The sequence below is a fragment of the Shewanella gaetbuli genome (assembly GCF_023284065.1).
GTDB lineage: Bacteria > Pseudomonadota > Gammaproteobacteria > Enterobacterales > Shewanellaceae > Shewanella > Shewanella gaetbuli.
On record NZ_JAKIKP010000008.1, the window covers coordinates 164,003 to 187,322 of the forward strand.

The 23,320-nt window shown below is 40.9% G+C and carries 15 protein-coding genes and 2 pseudogenes; 12 read left to right on the forward strand and 5 right to left on the reverse strand.

Going from position 1 to position 23,320, the window contains the following annotated elements:
- The first annotated feature begins 127 nt into the window (after positions 1 to 127).
- The 8 genes from L2672_RS12005 to L2672_RS12040 all read left to right on the forward strand — a co-directional run bounded on the left by L2672_RS12005 (position 128) and on the right by L2672_RS12040 (position 11,291).
- Positions 128 to 934, forward strand: a complete 807-nt coding sequence (locus L2672_RS12005; protein WP_248996093.1) for an SDR family oxidoreductase — start codon at positions 128 to 130, stop codon at positions 932 to 934.
- A 57-nt stretch (positions 935 to 991) separates the two neighbouring features.
- Positions 992 to 1,213, forward strand: a complete 222-nt coding sequence (locus L2672_RS12010; RefSeq protein WP_248996094.1) for an RNA-binding S4 domain-containing protein — start codon at positions 992 to 994, stop codon at positions 1,211 to 1,213.
- Between the two features lie 9 nt (positions 1,214 to 1,222).
- Entirely contained in the window at positions 1,223 to 1,609 is a 387-nt protein-coding gene (locus L2672_RS12015; protein ID WP_248996095.1) for a ribonuclease E inhibitor RraB, read from the forward strand.
- A 139-nt stretch (positions 1,610 to 1,748) separates the two neighbouring features.
- A complete protein-coding gene (locus tag L2672_RS12020) occupies positions 1,749 to 3,734 on the forward strand; it encodes an NERD domain-containing protein kinase family protein (RefSeq protein WP_248996096.1) in 1,986 nt (661 codons plus the stop codon).
- A 170-nt stretch (positions 3,735 to 3,904) separates the two neighbouring features.
- Positions 3,905 to 4,666, forward strand: a complete 762-nt coding sequence (locus L2672_RS12025; protein ID WP_248996097.1) for a TSUP family transporter — start codon at positions 3,905 to 3,907, stop codon at positions 4,664 to 4,666.
- Between the two features lie 86 nt (positions 4,667 to 4,752).
- A complete protein-coding gene (sbcD, locus tag L2672_RS12030) occupies positions 4,753 to 6,009 on the forward strand; it encodes an exonuclease subunit SbcD (RefSeq protein ID WP_248996098.1) in 1,257 nt (418 codons plus the stop codon).
- A complete protein-coding gene (locus L2672_RS12035; protein WP_248996099.1) occupies positions 6,009 to 9,710 on the forward strand; it encodes an SbcC/MukB-like Walker B domain-containing protein in 3,702 nt (1,233 codons plus the stop codon). Before sbcD ends, L2672_RS12035 begins: the two co-directional genes overlap by 1 nt.
- A gap of 288 nt (positions 9,711 to 9,998) precedes the next feature.
- The gene (locus L2672_RS12040) at positions 9,999 to 11,291 is read left to right on the forward strand and encodes a peptidoglycan DD-metalloendopeptidase family protein (protein WP_420833160.1); all 1,293 of its coding nucleotides are present in this window, start codon (positions 9,999 to 10,001) and stop codon (positions 11,289 to 11,291) included.
- A gap of 510 nt (positions 11,292 to 11,801) precedes the next feature.
- On the opposite strand, the gene L2672_RS12045 is transcribed toward L2672_RS12040, so the two are convergent.
- Positions 11,802 to 12,875, reverse strand: coding sequence for a hypothetical protein (locus L2672_RS12045; protein WP_248996100.1), 1,074 nt, complete (start codon positions 12,873 to 12,875; stop codon positions 11,802 to 11,804).
- A gap of 300 nt (positions 12,876 to 13,175) precedes the next feature.
- Positions 13,176 to 14,325: pseudogene (locus L2672_RS12050) on the reverse strand (IS3 family transposase).
- A 422-nt stretch (positions 14,326 to 14,747) separates the two neighbouring features.
- Between L2672_RS12050 and L2672_RS12055 the strand changes: the two are divergent.
- A pseudogene (locus tag L2672_RS12055) lies at positions 14,748 to 15,440 on the forward strand (peptidoglycan DD-metalloendopeptidase family protein); the annotation flags it as partial.
- A gap of 706 nt (positions 15,441 to 16,146) precedes the next feature.
- On the opposite strand, the gene L2672_RS12060 reads toward L2672_RS12055, so the two are convergent.
- The 3 genes from L2672_RS12060 to L2672_RS12070 form a co-directional block, all read right to left on the reverse strand.
- Positions 16,147 to 16,773, reverse strand: a complete 627-nt coding sequence (locus L2672_RS12060; RefSeq protein WP_248996101.1) for a M48 metallopeptidase family protein — start codon at positions 16,771 to 16,773, stop codon at positions 16,147 to 16,149.
- 61 nt (positions 16,774 to 16,834) lie between these two features.
- A complete protein-coding gene (locus L2672_RS12065; protein WP_248996102.1) occupies positions 16,835 to 17,272 on the reverse strand; it encodes a DUF3010 family protein in 438 nt (145 codons plus the stop codon).
- Between the two features lie 36 nt (positions 17,273 to 17,308).
- Positions 17,309 to 18,664, reverse strand: a complete 1,356-nt coding sequence (locus tag L2672_RS12070) for a DEAD/DEAH box helicase (RefSeq protein ID WP_248996103.1) — start codon at positions 18,662 to 18,664, stop codon at positions 17,309 to 17,311.
- Positions 18,665 to 18,813: 149 nt separating this feature from the next.
- Between L2672_RS12070 and rssA the strand changes: the two genes are divergently transcribed.
- From rssA to nrdG, 3 genes are all read left to right on the forward strand, one after another.
- On the forward strand, positions 18,814 to 19,773 hold the full coding sequence (gene rssA, locus L2672_RS12075) for a patatin-like phospholipase RssA (protein WP_248996104.1): 960 nt from the start codon (positions 18,814 to 18,816) through the stop codon (positions 19,771 to 19,773).
- A gap of 222 nt (positions 19,774 to 19,995) precedes the next feature.
- Positions 19,996 to 22,113: an anaerobic ribonucleoside-triphosphate reductase gene (gene nrdD / locus L2672_RS12080; RefSeq protein WP_248996105.1), complete on the forward strand. Its 2,118-nt coding sequence runs from the start codon at positions 19,996 to 19,998 to the stop codon at positions 22,111 to 22,113.
- Positions 22,113 to 22,595, forward strand: a complete 483-nt coding sequence (gene nrdG, locus L2672_RS12085) for an anaerobic ribonucleoside-triphosphate reductase-activating protein (protein WP_248996106.1) — start codon at positions 22,113 to 22,115, stop codon at positions 22,593 to 22,595. Before nrdD ends, nrdG begins: the two co-directional genes overlap by 1 nt.
- The last annotated feature ends 725 nt before the right edge of the window (positions 22,596 to 23,320 follow it).

Below are 23,320 nucleotides of genomic sequence, written 5' to 3' on the forward strand. Positions count from 1 at the left end.
GCTTAGAACAAGGCAAATTTGTGCGTCAATAGCTAGTCTATTGCAAACAAATTTAACGCAGTTATCAGTAAAAATAGCCTCTAGAAAGCAAGTTGTTATCCGCGGTTCAGGTTAAGTAAGGTAACAAATGCAAAAAGTCACAATTATTGGCTGCGGGTGGTTTGGCTTTCCCCTTGCCAAACATCTCGTTGATCAAGGGTATATCGTCAAGGGGACTAAACGTAAAAAAGAAAACTTAACGGCATTAGTCGATTCAGGAATAATCGCTTACCCATTAAATTTAGCCGATGAGCATCTGACTGACTCCATCGATGAATTACTCGATTCAGACATCATCATTATTAATCTTCCACCCGGTCTGCGCCGTGGTGAAACCCATTATCTTAGCCATTTAAATCGCTTGAAGTCTGCCATTGGCTCAAGACAATATCAAAAGCTATTTTTTATTAGTACCGTAGGCGTTTACCCCAGTCATGATAACGTTGTTACCGAAAATGATAGCCAAGTTCATAGTCCGGTGAGTGACATTTTATTGCAAGCCGAAGCGCTGTTTTCGAGTATGGCTAATGCCTGCATTGTGCGTTTTGCGGGATTAGTTGGCCCTAAACGTCACCCCGGGCGATTCTTTGCTGGCAAAACCGATGTCAGTGGCGCCGATGCCATCGTTAATTTAGTGCATCTTGATGATTGTGTAGCCGCTGTAAGCCAATTAATAAAAACAGCTAACCTAGCAAAGGTTTATAATTTATGTGCGCCACAACATCCTACTAGGGCAGAGTTTTACACTCAGGCCAGCATTCATTTAGGGTTGCAGCCTCCTGAGTTTAATCAAACACCCATGGCAAGCAAAACGGTGGATGGGCAAAAAATCACTCAAGAGTTGGGGTATCAATATATTTACTCTGACCCCATTAAAATGCTTGATGCTTGCTAACGTTGCATCAGTTATAATTGCGGTTTGATTTAGGTGTAAGTTCAAGGTGACAACCTCATGGTAGATTTTCCATTATTAGCAGGCGATGAATACGTCGAGCTGTACAAAGTGTTGAAGGTACAAGGTCTGGTCAATGGTGGTGGCGATGCAAAGCATGTTATTACTGAAGGTCAAGTAACCGTTAACGGTGAAGTTGATACCCGTAAACGTAAAAAATGTGTTGTTGGTGATATCATTTCATTTAACGGTGAAACCGTTAAAATTGTAGCTGCAATTTAAGGAACCCCCATGCAATTTCCAGATGACGATAATGGACAAATGTTGGCCGCGATGGCCGAATCAGGTATTGACTTAACCCGTGAGCTTGATGTTGATTTTTTCTTAGTTTTTGAAGATAAGCGTGATGCTGAATCTGCACTAGAAGAGCTAAGCCAACAGCAAGCAAACGGCGAATTAGAGCTTAACTTTGACGAAGAAACCAGTCAGTGGGAAGTCATCGTCTGTTTGACGATGGTGCCCGAGTATGAAGCATTAGTGGCCAAAGAAACGCAATTAAATGATTTCGCAAAAGAGTTTGACGGTATTTCTGATGGTTGGGGTGTTATGCAGCACCAAGAAGGTGATGGCGAATTTGCCGATGACGATCATCAATGTGATGAACATTGTCAGCACTAGCAAGATAATCACAGCAAGTATTGATGGATTTTCAGGCGCTTGCTAATGAATTGTTACTAAAAGCCACCTTTATAGGTGGTTTTTTTGTTGTCAAAAACTTAGGATGCATGTCATACAAGCAGTAAATGGATGAATTACAATGGCTAGGCATATCAGTTTTGGCACCCCAGTTAATGATGCAGAGCGTTGGGCATTTGCATTATTATCCGACGAACTTCCCGAAGATTATTTATTACTCACGAATGTTGAAATACCCACGCACTCAGGCCAAGCCATGGAGGTAGATGCGCTTGTTATTGGTGAGTGGGGCGTTTATGTGGTTGATGTGAAAGGCTATATTGGACGATTAAACGCCGGGTTACATGCTTGGTCACTGGATGGCCGTGATGTCGACAACAGCTTATCAAAAGCCAATTATGTGGCAAGAGTTCTGGCAGGGCGTTTAAAGCATAAAATTCCCGTTGGAGTTTATGCACCTTGGTGTCAAGGTATGGTATTTGTGACTGGCCGTAAAGGTGAAGAAATTCTGGTTGAAAAAGACCATGGCAAACTCAGTATTTATACCCCAAGTAAAATTATTGCCGCGTTGACCAAAGAGTGGGGGTTGACGGCACCGCACAAACATCAAGTTACCGATGCCCAAAAAGAAATGGTGTTAGATACCATCGGGCAAGTTGCGATTGTTGAGCAGCGTAATAATAAAATTCAAGATTTCATTAAACTCAAATGTCTGTTTTTACAGCAAGGTCTAGAAGTTTGGCAGTCAGAGTACAACCCCGGAGGTTGGACGGCTCCTTGGTTACTTAAAATTTTAGTGATGAACCAGTTTGAGACTCAAGATGAAGCCGAAACCCATGAACTTAAATTACGCCAAGACTTTAAACGCATGCAGTCGTTATCTGGTTGCAGTTGCGTACCGTTTTGTGCGCCATTGATTGATGATGGCGAGCAATTAGTGCTGCCCATTAGAATGCCGCGCGGCATTCCGCTGAATATTTTTGAGGTTGAACAGCAAAGCACTTATCAATTATTAGAGATTTTACGTCGAAGTATTGGTGGGGTTCAGCAAATCCATCGTCGAGGGTTTACCATTGGCGGGTGGGAAAGTAACTGCATCTTTATCTCGGATGATGCAGATGTTGAATTTATTGATATTAAAGACAACCTAACAAACGCTGAAGATATTGCTCAATATGCGGCGGCGTTTTTAACCTTGGCTGAACGAACAAGACAACCGCGCATTTACCATTGGTATCGTGATGCTGCTAAGGGAAAAACCGTTGATGTAGATGCAGTGCGCTGTGATATTTCGGCATTGATTGATTTAGGCGTATGCGACACAGCACAAAATTATATTGCTATTGAGCGTGGTGCGGTGGTTGATCATCATTACCGTTTGGTGCGTTTTATCAGCGGCACTGAAAGAAGCCAAATTTGGCAAGCAACTCATATACAAGGAAATTATTCCTGTGTGGTCAGCATTTATAAAGATGTTGATACCCAATGGGCATCCATTAGTAACACTTATCGTAGCTTGGCTAAAATTTATCACCCTCATATTGAGAAAGTATTAGGTTTTGGACAATTACCACAATCTAATGATCTGTTTATTGCCCGTTCATGGGCACAAGGTGAAGAGTTAAATGAAGTTAAAAGTATTGAACAAGGTCAACCCTTTAGCTGGTTTGTGCAACTGTTAACCGCTTTACAATATATTCATAGTTTAGATATTTATCATGGTGCCATTTGCCCACAAAATATTATTTGTTCTCAAGGTAAAGCCACATTAGTTAACTTTGGTGTCGGCGTTGATGTTGCAACAACGCATTATGCGTCTAAATATGCTGACCCCAATTTATGGGCGGTAGAAGGTGAAGCTGAAAAAGACTTATATGGTTTAGTGGCCAGTTTTGTTGATGCCCTAGTGCCTGATAATTTTAAAGGTGATTATGGGGCAGATGGTATTGTTAATGCGCTTATGCAATATGATCGCGCTTGGTTAGGTGATGCGTTATTTGATGCTTGCTTGAGCATCTTAAAGTTTGAATTTACCCTCACACCCGGTAAGTCTTATGTCGAACAACTGGGCTTAAATGAACAAGAAGTCTTTGGGGCAGGGTTGTAACGTTAAAACCAAAATTTGATACATCTGCAATAAAAATTGACAGTTGATGTATAAAAAAGCCTCAGATTATACACATAGCCCGAGGCTTTATTAATTTCTACTACGGATACTTTGTAATTCTGAGTTAAAGCGGGTTTAATAGCTCTCTTTACTCTGCAACCCAATACTTCATGTTTGAATTAACCTTACAAATAGCCGTTATACTTTTTGCTGTCGCGTTACTTGCTGGCTTTATTGATGCCATTGCAGGAGGTGGAGGATTATTAACTATTCCTGCATTAATGTGGGCAGGACTCCCCCCCGCAGCCGCATTAGGCACTAATAAATTGCAAGCCTGTGGCGGCAGTTTTTTTGCCAGCTTGTATTTCATTCGAAAAGGCATGGTCAATTTATCTTCAATCAAACTATCTCTCGCTTGCGCTTTTGCGGGCGCGGCAGTTGGAACCATTTTGGTGCAGATGATTGATGTTGAAATTCTTAAACTGGTGTTACCTTTTCTGATTCTGGCCATCGGTTGTTATTTCTTATTTTCAAAAAAGATTTCAGAAGATGATAAACAACAAGTGCTTACTCCAACGGTGTTTGCATTTACTGCCGCTTTAGGTGTGGGCTTTTATGATGGTTTTTTTGGTCCCGGTACAGGTAGCTTTTTTGCCTTAGCGTTTGTTTCGCTGGCGGGTTTTGGTTTAGCTAAAGCCACAGCACATGCCAAGGTACTTAACTTTGCTACTAATATTGCGTCATTGATATTTTTTATTATTGGCGGCCAAGTGGCTATTGTTCTGGGGCTGATCATGTTAGTCGGTCAAGCCATTGGTGCAACATTAGGCTCACGTTTAGTGATGACAAAAGGGGTTAAAATTATTAAACCTTTGGTAGTGGTGATGTCTTTTGCAATGAGCATCAACCTATTGTGGTCGCAGTATATGTAGCATCGTACTATTTGTAACAACACGGTATCTGTAACATTGCAGTCACTATTTTATTTACCATAAAACATGATAAAAACTTGGATATTATGCGCATTATTCATACATCAGACTGGCATTTAGGTCAGCACTTTTTGGGTAAGAGTCGCGCTGCAGAACATGCAGCGTTTATGCAATGGCTGCTCGAGCAAATCCAGCGTTATCACGTTGATGCGTTAATTGTAGCGGGAGATATTTTTGATACAGGCACACCGCCAAGTTATGCCCGCAGTTTATACAATCAGTTTATGGTGGATATTCAAAAAACATCTTGCCAGATGATTGTCTTAGGCGGTAATCATGACTCTGTAGCCACATTAGGCGAGTCACAGCAATTATTAAAGTTTTTGAACGTGACCGTTGTTCCGGGTGTTGCTGAAGCATTAGCCGAGCATGTTGTAGTGATTGAAACCAATAACCAACCTAGCGCAATAGTGTGTGCATTACCTTATATGCGCCCTAGAGACTTAGTGCTTAGCCAAGCTGATGAGTCTAGCCATGACAAACAGCATAAATTGGCCAATGAAATTGCTCAAAAATACCAACAATGTTTTGCGTTAGCACAACAAAAAAATGCGCAATATGAGCATCGTTTACCCATCATTGCCACCGGCCATTTAACCACCGTAGGAGCCAGTACTAGCGAATCTGTACGCGATATTTATATTGGTAGCTTAGATGCCTTTAATGCCAATTTATTTCCCCAAGCTGACTACATTGCTTTAGGGCATATTCACCGACCGCAAAAAATAGCCAAAACCGAGCATATTCGTTATAGCGGCTCGCCAATTCCATTAAGTTTTGATGAGTTAAATGGTCAAAAAAGTGTGTATTTAGTGGAATTTGATCAAGCAAAATTAGTTCAAGTTGACGCTTTGCCTGTGCCAAGGTTTCAAGCTATGGCAAGTCTTAAAGGTAACTTAGCTGAAATTGAATCTCAGTTGGCGCAATTTGCCCTTGCTGATGTTAGTGACGAACCTCAGCAGACAACTTGGTTAAGTATTGAGGTGGCGCAACAAGAATATCTTTCTGATTTACAGAATAAAATCAGTGAATTGACTCAAGGTTTACCGGTTGAAATTTTGCAACTTAAGCGCCGCAGAAAAACTTATAACCCGTCAGCAACACAACAGGAAAATGAAACATTATCAGAGTTATCGGTTGAGGAAGTATTTCAGCGTAGGCTAGCAAAGGAAGACTTTAGTGGCGAAGACTTACAACATAAAAAGCAACGTATAAACCAGTTATTTGTTCAGGTGGTTGATAAGGTTAATCAGCAATTAATGGCTACTGAGGATAAACAATAATGAAAATACTCAGTATTCGATTAAAAAACATCAATTCATTACAAGATGAATGGAAAATTGATTTTACCCAGACGCCCTTTAAAGATAATGGTTTATTTGCCATTACCGGTCAAACCGGCTCAGGCAAAACCACATTATTAGATGCTATTTGTTTAGCGTTATATCACCGCACACCCAGACTGAAAGTCATTTCAAAATCAACTAATGAGCTAATGACCCGCGGTACCAGCGAATGTTTAGCGGAAGTAGAGTTTGAAGTAAAAGGCAAAGCTTATCGTGCATTTTGGAGCCAAAGACGCTCAAGAGGGCAAGTTGATGGCAACTTACAAGATGCTCAAGTCGAGCTAGCCGAAATTAATAGCGGCAAAATTCTTGCCAGCCAAGTTAAACAAAAAATTGAGCTTACTGAGGCAATAACTGGATTAGACTTTGCCCGCTTTACCAAGTCGATGATGTTGTCTCAAGGCGATTTTGCCGCATTTTTAAATGCTGACGCCAATGACCGAGCCGAACTGTTAGAAGAACTTACAGGAACTGAAATTTACGGGCTTATTTCAGAGCAAGTTCACCTACAGTATAGCCAAAGTAAACAACAACTTGAGTTGCATAAAGCACGTATGGGCAGTATTGAGTTGCTTGGTGAGCAAGAAATTAAACAAAAGCAAAGCGTTATAGCCAACGAGCAACAGCAAAGCGAACAGTTACAGCAACAGCTTACCCAGTATACAGATTACTTATCGTGGGCTGACAAACTGGCACAATCAAAGCAGCAACTTCAGCAGCAACAACAAGCTTATGAGCAGGCTAATCAAGCGCTAGAGCAGCAGCAAGCGCAACTTGCCAAACTTGACTCTTCTGAACCTGCTGAAAAAATTCAGCCAGTTTTTACTGCACTAAATAAGTTATTACATCAGCAGCAGGCACTAGAGGAAACTCATCAAAATCAAGCGGCCACCAAGCTGACATTAGCGCAAAATGTTCAGCAAGCTGAAACGGTTGTGGCTCAACATAAACAGCAATTGAATCAACTGAAAGATGAGCATAATCAACTGCTGAATATTATTGAGCAAAAGGTACAACCTTTAGATAATCAACTGGCACAAGTGGAATTCAAGCTAACTGAAAAAACACAGTCAAAGCAACAACAGCTTGAATTACAACAGCAACTGGAACATAAGTTAACCCAGCTTACCGCTGAACTGACTCAATCGAGTCAGGTGCTTGAGCAATATAATCAACAAATTGCACAGTTTCCTCAGGGGAAAGTGATTCATGCTCAGATACCAGCATGGCTGCAGCAAGTGGATAATATTGCCAATAATCAGCAACAACTTGATGTGTTAATCAAAGAGCTGGCTCAGCAAAATCAACAAGCCCAAGGCTTATCAGAAGGTCATGCGGCGTTGCAGCATAAACAGCAACAAGCTCAGCACAATAGCGCAGAGTTAACGCAGCAGCTTGAACAAAGCCAACAACAACTGACCAGTCAATTAAATGGTGTGAGTGAACCTGAGCTGCAACAGCAATACCAACAGTTAGTTGACCAACAAGTACAGCGCAGCCGATTACAGTTTTTACAGCAGTCTTATCAAGACAGCCTTGGCTCTAAACAACAATTAACTCAGCAGCAACAAGCATTAACTCAACAGCTGACACCGTTAAATCAATCATTACAGCAAATTCGACTAGATTGGAAAAATCAAAACCAAAAGGTTGTTGATTTGAAAACTATTTTAAAACAAGAACAACAAATTGTTAATCTTGAACAAGAGCGTGCAAAATTGGTTCAAGGAGAGCCTTGTGCATTATGCGGCTCAACAGAACATCCATTGGTGGAACAATATCAGTCGATCAACATGTCTGACACTGAAGTGCGTTTACAGCAAAGTTCAGATCAGCTTGAAAGCTTAAAACAGCAGGGTGAACAGGCTAAATTAGCGCAAAACAAATTAGAAAATCAGTTGCAAGTAAACAGCCAGCAACACCAAGTGGTTGATGAGCAAATTGCTAAGTTAACCCAAGAGTTTGCCCAAATAGCGCAACAAATACAGCTTAACTTAGTGATTGAGTCTAATGAATTAGCTGATTATGTGACTCAGCAAGCTGACACTCAGTCTCGGTTATCTAGTCAGTTAACTCAATATCGTCAGCTAACTCAAACACATCAACAATTAACCACCCAACAGCAGCAATCGGTGACCTTAGCTGAACAATTACAACATGAGTTATCACTCGCTGAGCAACAATTGCAAGGCTTACATACATCAATCAGTGCAAATACCGAAAAGCAACAGCAACTCACACAAGGTATTCGGCAACTCAGTGAAGCATTAATTGATTCGATTAAAAAAACTGATGTGCAGCTTCCTGAGGTTGACGAACAAAGCTTACACAGTGATTTAAGTATTTGGTTAACTCAGTTAAAAACTCAGATTGATGATTGGTATCAAGCCAATGAGCTGCAACAGCAGGTTAGCCAACAAATCAGTCAGCTGACAGTGCAAAACACTAGCTTAACTGAACAACTGCAAGCGGCTGCCGCTCAATTGCACACTCTTGATACGCAGCAACAACAGTTACAACAAGAGCTAACGAAATTAATTGAGCAACGTAGGGCGCTATTTGCTGACAAAGATTGTGCCATTGAAAAACAAACCAGCCAACAGCGGCTTGAGCAGCAACAACAGCAAACAGAGCAGCATGCGGACTCATTAACTGCGCAACAGCACCAGTTGGCGACTATTAGTGCGCAAAGTGAGGCGAGCCAGCAGCAACTTACTCAGTTGAATGCAGAAATTAATGAGACTAAGCAAACCTTTGAATCATTATTATCAGCCAGCCCTTTTGAGTCACAACAGCAATTTGAGCAAGCTATTTTATCGGCTGAATTAAAAACTGAGCTGCAAAACTTAAAACAGCAATTACATCAGCAATGCTTTGAGGCGCAAACATTAATGACACAAGCTCAACAAGCCGTTACTGAGTTTGAAGCCCAAGGGCAAAGGTATTTAGCGCTGGATATATCTATTGCACAAGCACAGCAATTACAACAAGAGTGCCAGCAACAGTTAACTACCAAGCAGCAAGTACTATGGCAGTTAAACCACGAGCTTACAGAAGATAGCCATAAGCGAACTAGTCAGCAAGAGTTGGTTAATCAATTACAACTAATGGAACAAGCTCATGATGACTTAAGCTACTTACATGGCTTAATTGGCTCGCAAAAAGGTGATAAGTTTAGAAAGTTTGCCCAAGGGTTAACTTTAGATCATTTAGTGACTCTAGCTAATCGCCAATTAGAGCGTTTACAAGGACGTTATTTATTGGAAAGAAAGGATACTGAAGCATTAGAGCTGCAGGTGTTAGATACTTGGCAAGGTGACGCTATTCGCGATACTCGAACCTTATCCGGTGGTGAAAGCTTTTTAGTGAGTCTAGCGCTGGCTTTGGCACTTTCTGATTTAGTCAGCCATAAAACCAGTATTGACTCGCTGTTTTTAGATGAAGGTTTTGGCACCTTAGACAGTCAGACATTAGATATTGCCTTAGATGCGCTAGATAACCTTAATGCATCAGGCAAAATGATTGGGGTGATTAGTCATATTGAAGCCATGAAAGAAAGAATTGCAGTACAAATAAAAGTCAACAAGATGAATGGGCTAGGGATCAGTAAGTTGCAAAGTCAATTTGCAATTATTTGACACATTTTAAAAGTTGAAATTACTCAAGTCTGCACTGCTATTGATGTGTAGCGCAAACTTTAATGAAAAACTGATCATAATTTATTTGTAAAGCGTCGATAATTTGGTATAAATGAGCCCGTATTAAGCATATATAGTATAAATTTGTATCATTTGATACGTATTGAGTTGCTAAACGACTTCCCTACATTAAGTCTTTTTACATCGTTTTAGCACTCTTTTGATAATTTGCTGAAAATGAGAAAAAACAATACAGGCAAATAACATTTTACCTAGGCGGAACGACGATTGTTAACAAGTAAATTATCTGGCTTTCAAAAGCCAATGGCGCGGTTGAGTAACCTGCCTAATTTTCATAAAAAAGTATTAATGGCGAGCACATTGCTCGTCGGAGCCGCTTTACTTTGGCCAACTCCGCAAGAGTTCTCAGTACAACGTATTCCAGTAGCATTAGATTTAGAGACATTGATACCCGATCTAAATGATTCAGTGCCACAAGCTGACATTTATGAAGAACCCGCTCCTATTCTTAATCATGTTATTCAAGAGGGCGATACCTTAAGTAAGCTGTTTGAAATGGCAGGTATTGACCAGAAAACCATGTATAAAGTGCTTGAGGCTGATTTAGAGGTTTTAGCGTTAGATACTTTATTACCCGGTAACACTATTCAATTTTGGGATGATGAAGCCGGCAATTTAGCCAAAATGGAGTTGTATTTTAATCCTGCTCATCAAGTAGTGTTTACTCGCTTTGATGATGGGACATTTGGGGTTGAAGACATCAACATTGAAGGTATTTGGCAAAATCGTATTATCGGTGGAGAAATTAATGGCTCTTTTTACTTGTCAGCTAAGGCGGCGGGTTTGAGTGCTGCTGAAATTGCCAAAGTTGAAAACTTACTCAAAACCAAACTTAATTTTGCCCGAGAGTTGAGAGCGGGAGATACCTTTTCTGTTTTGATGAACGATCAGTTTATTGAAGGAGTATCAACGGGCAATACCAATGTTGAAGGGGTTGAAATTCACACCGGGCGACGTAACATCAGTGCGTTCCAGTTTAGTGATGGCAACTACTATGATGAAAAAGGCCAAAGTTTAGCGCCTGCTTTCCAGCGTATTCCACTGAATAAAAACTACCGTTTAAGCTCAAGGTTTAACCCTAAACGCAAACATCCTATTACCGGTCGTGTACGTCCACATAATGGTGCCGATTTCGCCACGCCAGTGGGTACGCCAGTCGTCGCCCCAGGTGACGGTGTTGTAACCTTAGTTGCAAACCATGCATTTGCCGGTAAGTACGTGGTTATTGAGCACGACAATAAGGTAAAAACTCGCTACTTACACCTATCAAGATTCAAAGTACGTAAAGGGCAGCGGGTTAAACGCGGACAATTAATTGCTTTATCGGGTAATACTGGTGCTTCAACAGGGCCACATTTACATTATGAATTTCATGTAAATGGTCGTCCAATTGACCCAATGAAAGCCAATATTACAGAAGCGAAAACCTTACCGAAACAGAAGTTATCGGAATTCCAATCGATTGTTCGCAGCCGTAAAATGATGATGGAGTTAGGGTAAGTTGCCTTCCTTAACAGCTATGCTCGAAAGGTTTATTTAACGCAATCCAAAGCAGGTTCCGGCTCAAAATCATTACCGGAATGACGTTAGTTGCAGCCTTGCCGGTATGGCGTTAGTTACCGCTTTGCCGGTATGACAATGGAACCGCCCCCCAGCACCGTCATCCTCGAGATCTTTTATCGAGGATCTGCTTTATGATTTAAGCACCTTAGCCCAAAAAACTGTCTAGGTCATAAACAATTGATAAAAATCACTTTAATATGGCGACGATCCAACTTCTTCTGCCACAAACCATACTCTTATATCAAACTCTAACTAATGATAATCGGCCAGCATAAAACGATTCTAGCCGAAGCCTTCGGGCAGCCTTTGTGGTTTATTTCTACTACGTTATCGGTTTTTTATGTAGGCCAGATACATGTCAAAATCTCTATCTTGTATAAATTTACCACAAAGGGCGGCAAAACAAGCTTCAAAACTCAACAGACCCTAGTGACTGGTTACATTTACTCAGTTTAATTGATTGTTCAGGTTAGCTAAGTATTGAGTTACACAATAACTATTACCAAAAACATTATCAGTAGTAATATCTAACTTACTTAAAAGTTTTATTTCATTGCTAGACAGTTGTTTTCTTATCGCTAAGTTCTTTGCGTATTCATTTTTTACAGCTTTTGATACATCCGGTATATTTATACCACGCTCCTGACGCTCAATATCAACCCAAGAAGCAAGCTCCTGATAGCTACTTTTGATCTTATCTTCCATGAGAGGTAATAAAAGTTCCATAGGTAGGTTAGATTTTAGCGGCTCTCGCGAAACATTAGAAATAAAAGGCCCAACCCCTCCAAAGTTATAGTTCTGCGCCCCCCAGTAAACGTACTTCACTGCCTCTACAATGTGATCAAGAGTCTCTTGATTTACTTCGCCTGCTTTGCGATAACTAGTCTTAGCAGAAGATATAGAACTAAGAACTAGCTGCTCTAGAGCATAATGAGAAGCCCCTATAATTAAAAGTTCCTTGGCTATCTCGTCTTTAGTTTTATTATCCGCAAAAGGGTTCTGTACATAAGCAACCATCGCCCACTTATCACCGTTAACAGCCAATTCTCTCAACTCTTCTAACGGTAGCTCTTCGTAGGATATAATCAGGTTATTATTGGGGTAACCTACTTCCTCTGCATAAGATGAATTAGGGCTTTTAATTCTAGCTTTACCTTGAAAAACATTCCAATCATTCACTTGATCATTAGCATATCTCAAGTCTTCTTCATTTAATTCTATATCTGCAATGCACCAATCATCAGAATATTTCTTTAGTTGAGACACATCTTTTACTTGTACTTGCAGATTCGCTGGTTTGGGTGTCGAAATCTGTTCACTTTCACCCTCGGTCGAATTTGTAGATATTTTATCCGTCGTCAAACTTTTTTTGACATTAATGCCTTCGCCTAAATAAGGTTTACTGCTATCTACCGAATGTTCTGCATCAGAATATGACAATCGGTTTTGACTGAAATAGGTGTAGCAAACCAAACAGAGTACCCCCCCACCTAAAATCACCTTTTTATTAAAATATCTCATAAATTACCTATAAAAATACATTAAGGGCAAGATGTTGTCTGAGTAGCCTTACCAACTGCACAAACATCTATTTGATTATTCCTTCTAGATTCAGCGATGTCTTTACATTGATTATATTGGTCGATAGAAATAGTCCCATTAAAGACAGGTGTACCACCATTCATTGAAACACTGCCTTCCCCACTACAGGTCGTAGATAAGAATGTCGAATAGTCACTACTAGCTTGTGCCTTACAAGTTGTATACCGAACTTCAACATTTTCTAGACAAATTTGACGAGATGTGTTCTGCGCAACTAAATCAGGACACTTTTCTTAAGGAACTTTGCTCATAGTCTACTGGCGACAGATCACCATTAGCTGTATGAAGTCGTTCTAAGTTGTAATAGCGCATATACGCCGTCACATCATTTCTCATATGCTCACGATTTGGTTGTGGGACTTTCAACAACCAATCATGTTTTAAGCTGCCGAAGAATCTTTCTACAACAGCGTTATCCCAACACGCACCAACGTCCCCCATACTCGCCCTAATCCCATATTTGGCTAACAGTTTTCGATAATGCTTACTGGTATATTGTGAGCCTCTATCGCTGTGAAATACTAAGCCTTTTGGTGGCTGGCGTAAGTTATAAGCTTTCATCATCGATTTACTTTCCAAGTCAGCAGTCATCCGTTTATCAATATGCCAGCCAACAATACGACGTGAGTATAAATCCATAACGATAGCTAGATACACCCAACCTTCGCCAGTTCTGAGGTACGTCACATCACCAGCCCATACCTGATTTGGAGCCACAGGATTAAAGTTCTGATTCAACAGGTTATCAGCAACGGCATCACTGTGCTTACGTTTGGTTGTTACCTTGTAAGCTACTCGTTGAGTAACAACTAAACCAAGTGTTGCCATTAACTTTTGCACGCCATAATCACTGACGTTAAAGCCCTCTCTGCGTAACTTCTTTCCAAGTTCCCGATAGCCCAAGCTATTTCTACTTCTCTCGAAGAAACGCTTTGCCAGTCGGTATAAATTCAGTTGCTTTACTGTGATTATTTTAGCTGGCCGTTTGAGCCAAGCGTAATAAGCACTGCGACTTACTTTCATCACTTTACAGAGCTTAACTACGGGAAATACCGAAGATAACTGCTTAATCGTTTTAAACGTTACTTGGTTTCCTTGAGCAGGAGGGCGCTGGCCTTTTTTAGTATCTCTTTTTCCATCCTTAGCTCTTTGTTTTCCTTTCGTAGCCTTAACAGCTCAGCTCGTTCATCCGCATTTAAACTGGCTCCATCTTGCTCTGCTTCAAATTTAGTTTCCAGTTATAAAGTAACTTATCTGTGATACCTAAAGACGCTGCTGCCTTTGGTACGCTATAACCTTGCTCGGTTACCAATGCTACGGCTTCTTGTTTAAATTCTGCCGTGTAACTTCTATTTGTTCGTTTTGTCATTTAACACCTCAATAATTGGATTATATTCCATTATTAAAGTGTCCTGTTTAATTAAAGCAGATCAATTTATATAGGTTTTCAAAATAATTCCTTTGTATTTTGTCGATTAGGTTTTGTACAGCCAAAATAAAGGAAGGAGGGTTTTACCAAAGGAATAATCAAAGGATATAACTTTATATTTTTCTGATAGAGTCCTTTCTACAACAGAGCCAATTTCCTTATTTGCACTATATGGTTAACTTTATAAGCATGGTTTGTCAACCCTTAAAGGGTTTTATTACAAGTGGCTGTCACGGCATGATCATTATAAATTCAACTAACCAGAGAATTAACGGTTATATCAAGTAATAAAAGCTATCTTGGTTACATAAATATGAGTGTGGACTTTTCTGGAACACTTTAATTCAATTACAGACCATCACATTGAGCGATGCAAGCAACACAAACTTAATTTTGCTCGAGAACTCAGAGCTGGCGATACCTTTTCAGTTTTGATGAACGATCAGTTTATTGAAGGAGTATCAACGGGCAATACCAATGTTGAAGGGGTTGAAATTCACACCGGGCGACGTAACATCAGTGCGTTCCAGTTTAGTGATGGCAACTACTATGATGAAAAAGGCCAAAGTTTAGCGCCTGCTTTTCAGCGTATTCTGCTTAAGAAAAACTACCGTTTAAGCTCAAGGTTTAACCCTAAACGCAAACATCCAATCACCGGACGTGTACGTCCACATAATGGTGCTGATTTTGCTACACCTGTGGGTACGGCAGTCGTCGCCCCAGGTGACGGTGTTGTTACCTTAGTCGCAAACCATGCATTTGCGGGCAAGTACGTGGTTATTGAGCACGACAATAAAGTAAAAACACGCTACTTACACTTATCAAAGTTCAAAGTTCGAAAAGGCCAGCGAGTTAAGCGCGGCCAATTAATTGCTTTATCGGGTAATACTGGTGCTTCAACAGGGCCGCATTTACATTACGAATTTCATGTAAATGGTCGTCCAATTGACCCAATGAAAGCCAATATTACAGAAGCGAAAACCTTACCGAAACAGAAGTTATCGGAATTCCAATCGATTGTTCGCAGTCGTAAAATGATGATGGAGTTAGGATAAGTTGCCTTCCATAACAGCTATGCTCGAAAGGTTTATTTAGGCAATCCAAAGCAGGTTCCGGCTCAAAAGCGTTGCCGGAATGACGTTAGTTGCAGCCTTGACAGAATGACCATAACTCTCGTCATCCTCGAGATCTTTTATCGAGGATCTGCTTTTAGATGAAATAAATAATACAGATTCCGGCTCAAAGGCATTGCCGGAATGACGTTAGTTACCGCCTTATCGGAATGACGGTGATTACAGCCTTGTCGGAATGACCATAACTCTCGTCATCCTCGAGATCTTTTATCGAGGTTCTGCTTTTAGCTGAAATAAACAATACAGATTCCGGCTCAAAGGCATTGCCGGAATGACGTTAGTTACCGCCTTACCGGAATGACGGTGATTACAGCCTTGACGGAATGACCAGAACTCTCGTCATCCTCGAGATCTTTCATCGAGGATCTGCTTTTAGATGAAATAAATAATACAGATTCCGGCTCAAAGGCATTGCCGGAATGACGTTAGTTACCGCCTTATCGGAATGACAATGATTATAGCCTTGTTGAAATGACGTTGGTTACATCCTTACCGGAATGACAATGGAACCGTCCCCTGAGCTACCCCAGCACCGTCATCCTCGAGATCTTTTATCGAGGATCTGCTTTATGACTTAAGCACCTTAGCCAAAGCCAGCCTAGGTTATAAGTAATTGATAAAAATCATTTTAATAAGGCGATAATCCCACTTCTTCTGCCACTAACCACACTCTCATATCAAATTCCAACTGATGATAATCGGCCAGCATAAACGTACATAGCTGGTAAAAGGCTTTGTTATGCTCTTTTTCGCGTAAATGCGCCAATTCATGAACCACTACCATTTGTAATAATGCTAAAGGAATATGTTTTAATCTTGATGAAATGCGGATTTCGTTTTTGGCTTTAACTTTATGACCTTGGCGACGATTTGCATAAGTATGTAGCCCTAATGCGTGGTGGCTTAGATTAATTTTGTCGTCAAAAATAACTTTCGATAATGGGTCAGATTGACGCATATAGTTATGTTTATAATTCATTGCTAACTCGTACAGTGCTTTATCAGTTTTAATATCATGCACTGTGGGATATCGTTGTAAAAAATGCTCGCCAAGTTTTTTGTTATCAACAAGAGTCGCAATTTTATCAATAAGTTCAGCAGGGTAACCAGTTAAGTACCTTAGTGGACTACGTTGGCTTTGTTGCTTTTGAATGTCTGAGCTGGTGAGTAGCTGGCTTAAGTCAGTTTTAGGTTTTAATGCTTGGCTTGCCGACTTAGTGGGCATGATAGGTGGGGCTGATAATCTTTTTGGCATAATAAGATAATGAACGCGCTATCAAACGGTTAACCGTGTTTGATAGCGCGAATAAAAGGCATTAATCCTTTTTGAAAATAAGACGATTATGGTGAGCATAAGCCGCATCGAAGGCATTTCTTTGAACACGCTTTAAATCTAGTGAGTCAAAGTCAACCATTGGCGGGTTACGTTTTAACTGCTCTTTAATGGTTACAGGTGACAAAATCACCACCGGTAGCTCAGTTATTTGAATCGCCGCTTCTAATTTAAAGCTGGTGGCACTACCGGCTAATTTGCCTTTTTGCTCACGTTGAATAACCACAATTTGGTCTACTTTATAGTCTTCCATTAACTTGTGAAAAGCAAAATGGAACTCACGAATGGCTTCGGTCGTTTCTGATTGAGAAACAGCGAATGACACTTGACGACAACTTGGTACATTGAAGGTTTCACCTTCATAGCTAAGTAAGCTGATGATGGCTTCGCCACCCTTTAATTCTACACCACAAACTTTCATGTTAATCCTTACTGTATTTCAATGGCATTGCAGTGATTAGTCTTCACTATCATTGCTATTTTGTTCGATAATAGGGGCGGGTTTAGCTTTTCTACGCATAGGTGCATCGCCAATATCAACCCCTGTAATAAAGCGTTTATCGCGTTTGGCTGCAGGTTTTGCTTTCGCTTTAGTTTTTGCTTTAGCCGCGGGTTTAGCTTGTTTTTTAGCTTTAACACCCGTTTTAGTGGCTTTGGCGGTTAAACCTGAAAACTTAGCGGGCAATTCTGCAATTGCGCTAAACTGAAATTCTTTTCTTAAAAATAATTGTACTTGTAAAAAGCTTTGCCAGTCTTTAGGGCCAACCAATGACACCGCAACACCTTTTGCGCCGGCACGACCTGTACGGCCAATACGGTGAACGTATTCTTCTGCAAATTTTGGCATGTCAAAGTTAACCACTAATGACACGTTAACTAAATCTAAACCACGAGAGGCCACATCGGTTGTGACTAATACTTGCTGCTGGCCTCGACTAAATTGGTCCATAATTTGGTTACGGGCTGACTGCTTTAAATCACCGCTTAATGCCGCGGTGCTAAAGCCTTCTTTGGCTAATAGAGTTGCCAGTCTTTCTGTATCTGCACGCGTTGCTGTAAATACAATGGTTTGCTTGTTTTCAGGCTGCTTTAAAATATGAGTTAGTATTGCTTGCTTATGATCTAAATGATCAGCAAAAAACATTTTTTGCTCAATGTCTTTGTGCTCCGAATAGCTGGCACCAATGGCAACATGGCTAGGGGTTTTTAATAACGTAGCAGCAATATCATTAATGCTTTTATGGTCTAACGTAGCTGAAAACATTAATGTTTGGCGACGTTTATGATCCGCAGCATCGTTAATGGCTTTAAGTTGCGGTGCAAAACCTAAGTCGAGCATTCGGTCTGCTTCATCTAACACCAGTAACTCTAAGCCGTTTAGGTATAAATGACGTTGTGCTAAATGGTCGGCAATACGCCCAGGTGTAGCCACAATAAAATGTGGGTCTCTAGCTAGGCCTTTTGCTTGGTCATTAAAGTTCTCACCGCCTAATACACTCATCGCTTTATATTGAGTGTTTGCCACTAATAAGCGAAGTTGAGCATAGACTTGTTGAGCCAATTCTCGAGTGGGTAATAAAATTAATACCCGAGGGTCTTTTTTAGACAAAGCTTTAGTGGAGATCACTCTTTGCATCGCTGGCAATAAAAAAGCCAATGTTTTACCCGAACCGGTTTTTGATGAAGCCATCAAGTCTTTACCTGCAAGTGCGATAGGTAAAGCCTGTTGTTGAACTTCAGTTGGGTCAGTTATGCCCATATGTTTCAACGTATCGAGTAAACGTTTATCAAGCGAAAAATCAGAAAACTGCAAAGGTGGATCCCCTAAAAAATGATAGCCCGATATTATAGCGGTTTAAATTGACTATAGCCAACAGCACAGTGCTTGATTATGCTATTGATCAATATTGATGTTCATCAATAACAGTTGTTATCCATAGTTCAGGTTTAATAGGAGTACCCATGGCAGAAACCGTTTCTTCAGGTGTAAAAAAACCAACAATTGGACTTGCGTTAGGCAGTGGTGCAGCTAAAGGCTGGGCGCATATTGGTGTGCTTGAAGGGTTAGCTGAGTTAGGTATTTACCCCGACAAAATTGCTGGGTGCTCTGTAGGTGCGTTAGTAGGGGCTGCTTATGCCAATGATAATTTAGCTGAATTGAAAGCTTGGGTAACCGGTTTTTCAAGTTGGGATGTGATTGGTTTAATGGATATAAGTTGGCGTAAAGGCGGCTTAATTAGTGGTGAAAAAGTGTTTGATGTGATGTCGTCTCGCATTGGTTCTATTAACATTGAAGAATTGAATAAACCTTTTGCCGCGGTAGCTACCGATTTATATTCCGGTCAAGAAATTTGGTTTAAAGAAGGCTTGTTACGCAATGCTGTACGCGCATCTTGCTCAATGCCGGGCTTTTTACCTCCGGTTGAACATAATGGCCGCTGGTTAGTTGATGGAGCAGTTGTTAACCCTGTTCCAGTATCATTATGTCGTTCGCTAGATGTCGATATTGTGATTGCCGTTGACTTAAATGGTTATAAACGCAAACAACTACAAGTGTTACCTCAGCAAGTGAATAGTAATGACCCATACACTGCTGATGATGTAAAAGAACAGCATCAAGATGCGGGCTTTATGGACTTATTAGGTAAAGGCAAAGATTACATCACCAGCTTAACCGATAAATTTGCTGTGGGAAGTAAGTCTAACCCTGGTATTTTAGCGGTCATGTCGCAATCAATGGATATTTTAGAGCAACGACATAAGCGTGCGCGACTGATGGGCGACCCGCCTGATATTTGTATTAACCCTAAAGTTGCTGATATCGGCACCATGGAATTTCATCGCGCAGAAGAAGCTATTGCAGCGGGTAAACAAGCCGTTTTAGATATTGCTCACCTCATCAATGCGGAGCTGGCAGACTGATTATTTTCATCTTCCATATCCAGCTTTTTATACTGGGTCAAGTCCTAATGTTGAGATCATTGGGGCTGTCGACACAAATAATTTTTACTGCTCTCTAGGGTCTAAAAAAATGATCTAGATCAAAGCGTGATTGATGGTTTTCACGCTTAATACACTACATATAGTGTTTAGGTTGTTTGTTGTACCGATATATAGGTATTGGTGATACTTGGAGAGTAACTCATGTTAGTTGTTATAAAAAGGGATGGTTGTCGAACTGGCTTCGACAGTAGCCGAATTAAAGGTGCGGTTATTGCTGCGATGGAATCTGCAGGACAGCTAGATGTTGATTACGCACATACGTTAGCTGTTGTGGTTGAAGAGCAGTTTAAAGGTCAAACTGAAGTTGAAATTAGCCAACTTCAAGATGCTGTTGAAAATATTTTAATGGAAGGGCCGTTCAAATCAGTTGCCCGTCATTACATTGAGTATCGACACGATCGTGATGTGAGCCGTGAAACCAAAAGCAAACTTAACCGTGAAATTAGAGGCCTTGTTGAACAAAGCGATAGTAGCTTGTTGAATGAAAACGCCAATAAAGATGCCAAAGTGATTCCTACTCAGCGTGATTTACTTGCTGGGATTGTGGCTAAACATTACGCCAAAACTCACTTATTACCTAAAGATGTGGTAGACGCCCATGAACGTGGCGACATTCATTACCATGACTTAGATTATGCACCGTTTTTCCCAATGTTTAACTGTATGTTGATTGACCTTAAAGGCATGTTAACTCACGGTTTTAAAATGGGTAACGCTGAAATTGAAACCCCAAAATCTATTTCAACAGCCACAGCGGTTACAGCACAAATTATTGCTCAAGTGGCTAGCCATATTTATGGTGGTACCACGATTAACCGTATTGATGAAGTTCTGGCTGAATTTGTACAAAAGAGTTATCAAAAGCATTTAGCCGTTGCCCAAAAGTGGCAAATTGCTGATGCTAAAGCGTTTGCTACTGCTCAGACTGAAAAAGAATGTCATGACGCTTTCCAATCATTAGAGTACGAAGTTAACACCTTACATACTGCTAATGGCCAAACGCCGTTTGTTACCTTTGGCTTTGGCTTAGGCACGTCTTGGGAATCGCGTTTAATTCAACAGTCTATTCTTACAGTGCGTAAAGCAGGCTTAGGTAAAAATCGCAAAACAGCGGTATTCCCTAAACTGGTATTTGCTATTAAAGACGGCATCAACCATAAAGCTGAAGATAGCAATTATGATATTAAGCGTCAGGCTTTAGAGTGTGCCAGCATGCGCATGTATCCAGATATTTTAAATTATGACCAAGTGGTTAACGTAACGGGTTCGTTTAAAACCCCAATGGGCTGTCGTTCATTTTTAGGGACTTACGAGCAAGATGGTGAGTTAATTCATGAAGGAAGAAATAATTTAGGTGTTGTTAGCTTAAACTTGCCTCGCATAGCCATTGAAGCTAAGGGTGATGAAAAGCAGTTTTATGCCTTGCTTGACCAAAAACTAACTTTAGCCCGCAAAGCGTTAGATACGCGTATTGCCAGATTAGTTGGGGTTAAGGCACGTGTTGCACCCATTTTATATATGGAAGGCGCATGCGGTGTACGTTTACAAGCTGATGATGATATTAGCCAAATTTTCAAAGACGGCCGTGCGTCAATTTCATTAGGTTATATTGGTTTACACGAAACCATTAATGCATTGTATGGCACTGAAAAGCATGTGTTTGATGATCAAACATTACGCCAAAAAGCGGTCGACGTTGTTGCATATTTAAAGCAACACACTGAAGAGTGGAAAAAAGAAACAGGTTACGGCTTCAGTTTATATAGTACGCCAAGTGAAAATTTATGTAGCCGTTTTTGTAATTTAGACACTCAAGAATTTGGTGTTATTGCAGGAGTAACCGACAAAGGTTACTACACAAATAGCTTCCATTTAGATGTAGAAAAGAAAGTTAATCCGTTCGATAAAATTGATTTTGAACAGCCATATCCTTCAATTACTAATGGCGGCTTTATTTGCTACGGTGAATATCCGAACATGCAGCATAACATTGAAGCATTAGAAGATGTTTGGGACTACAGCTATAGCCGAGTGCCTTATTACGGAACAAACACACCTATTGACGAATGTTACGACTGTGGCTATTTAGGTGAGTTTAACTGTACCAGTAAAGGTTTTGTGTGCCCCAAATGTGGCAACCACGAGCCAAGTCGTGTGTCGGTAACACGTCGAGTTTGTGGATATTTAGGTAGCCCAGATGCCAGACCGTTTAACTACGGTAAGCAAGAAGAAGTTAAACGCAGAGTGAAGCACCTATAATGCATTATAGCTCTTATCACAGTGTCGATGTTGTTAACGGCGAGGGCACACGTTGCACCTTGTTCGTTAGCGGCTGTGAACACGCTTGCAAAGGGTGTTATAACCAGTCTACGTGGCGTGTTGATGCTGGGCATTTGTTTACGCAAACCCTCGAAGATTTAATTATTGCAGAGCTAAACGACACCCGTATTAAGCGACGAGGTTTGTCATTAAGCGGTGGTGATCCACTTCATCCAGCAAATATTGAAGCCATATTACGTTTAGTGAAGCGGGTTAAAACAGAATGCATTGGCAAAGATATTTGGTTATGGACTGGCTATAAACTGGATGAACTGTCAGACGCTCAACAGCAAGTGGTTAAGTATATTGATGTGCTGATTGATGGCAAGTTTGAGCAATCACTAGCAGACCCCGCGTTAAAGTGGCGCGGAAGTGCTAATCAAGTAGTGCATAACCTGACAGGTAAAGCTTCCAACGTTTAAATTAACACTGACCCCATTATTTCCATATTCATTCGTCATTCCAGCAGTGGTTAAACCACCGTCATTCCGGCAATGCTTTTGAGCCGGAATCTGCTTTGGCTTGTAGAATTAAAACAGACCCTCGATAAAAGATCTCGAGGGTGACGTGTTTGGGGGTTCTCAAGGGTTACGGTGTTTGGGGTTTCTCGAGGGTGACGGTGTTTGGAGCGCTCACTCCTCATTTCAGCAACGCATATCTTGTTTGTCATTCCAGCAGTGTTTAAACCACCGTCATTCCGGCAACGATTTTAAGCCGGAATCTGCTTTGGTTTGTAGAATTAAAACAGACCCTCGATAAAAGATCTCGAGGGTGACGTGTTTGGGGGTTCTCAAGGGTGACTGTGTTTGGGGTTTCTCAAGGGTGACGGCGCAGGGGCGCTCACTCCTCATTTCAGCAACGCATATCTCATGTCATTCCAGCAGTGTTTAAACCATCGTCATTCCGGCAATGCTTTTGAGCCGGAACCTGCTTTGGTTTGTAGAATTAACAGCAGACCCTCGATAAAAGATCTCGAGGGTGACGGTGTTTGGGGGTTCTCAAGGGTGACGGTGTTTGGGGGTTCTCAAGGGTGACTGTGTTTGGGTTTTCTCAAGGGTGATGGTGCAGGGCCGCTTGCTCCTCATTTCAGCAACGCATATCTCATTTGTCATTCCAGCAGTGGTTAAACCATCGTCATTCCGGCAAT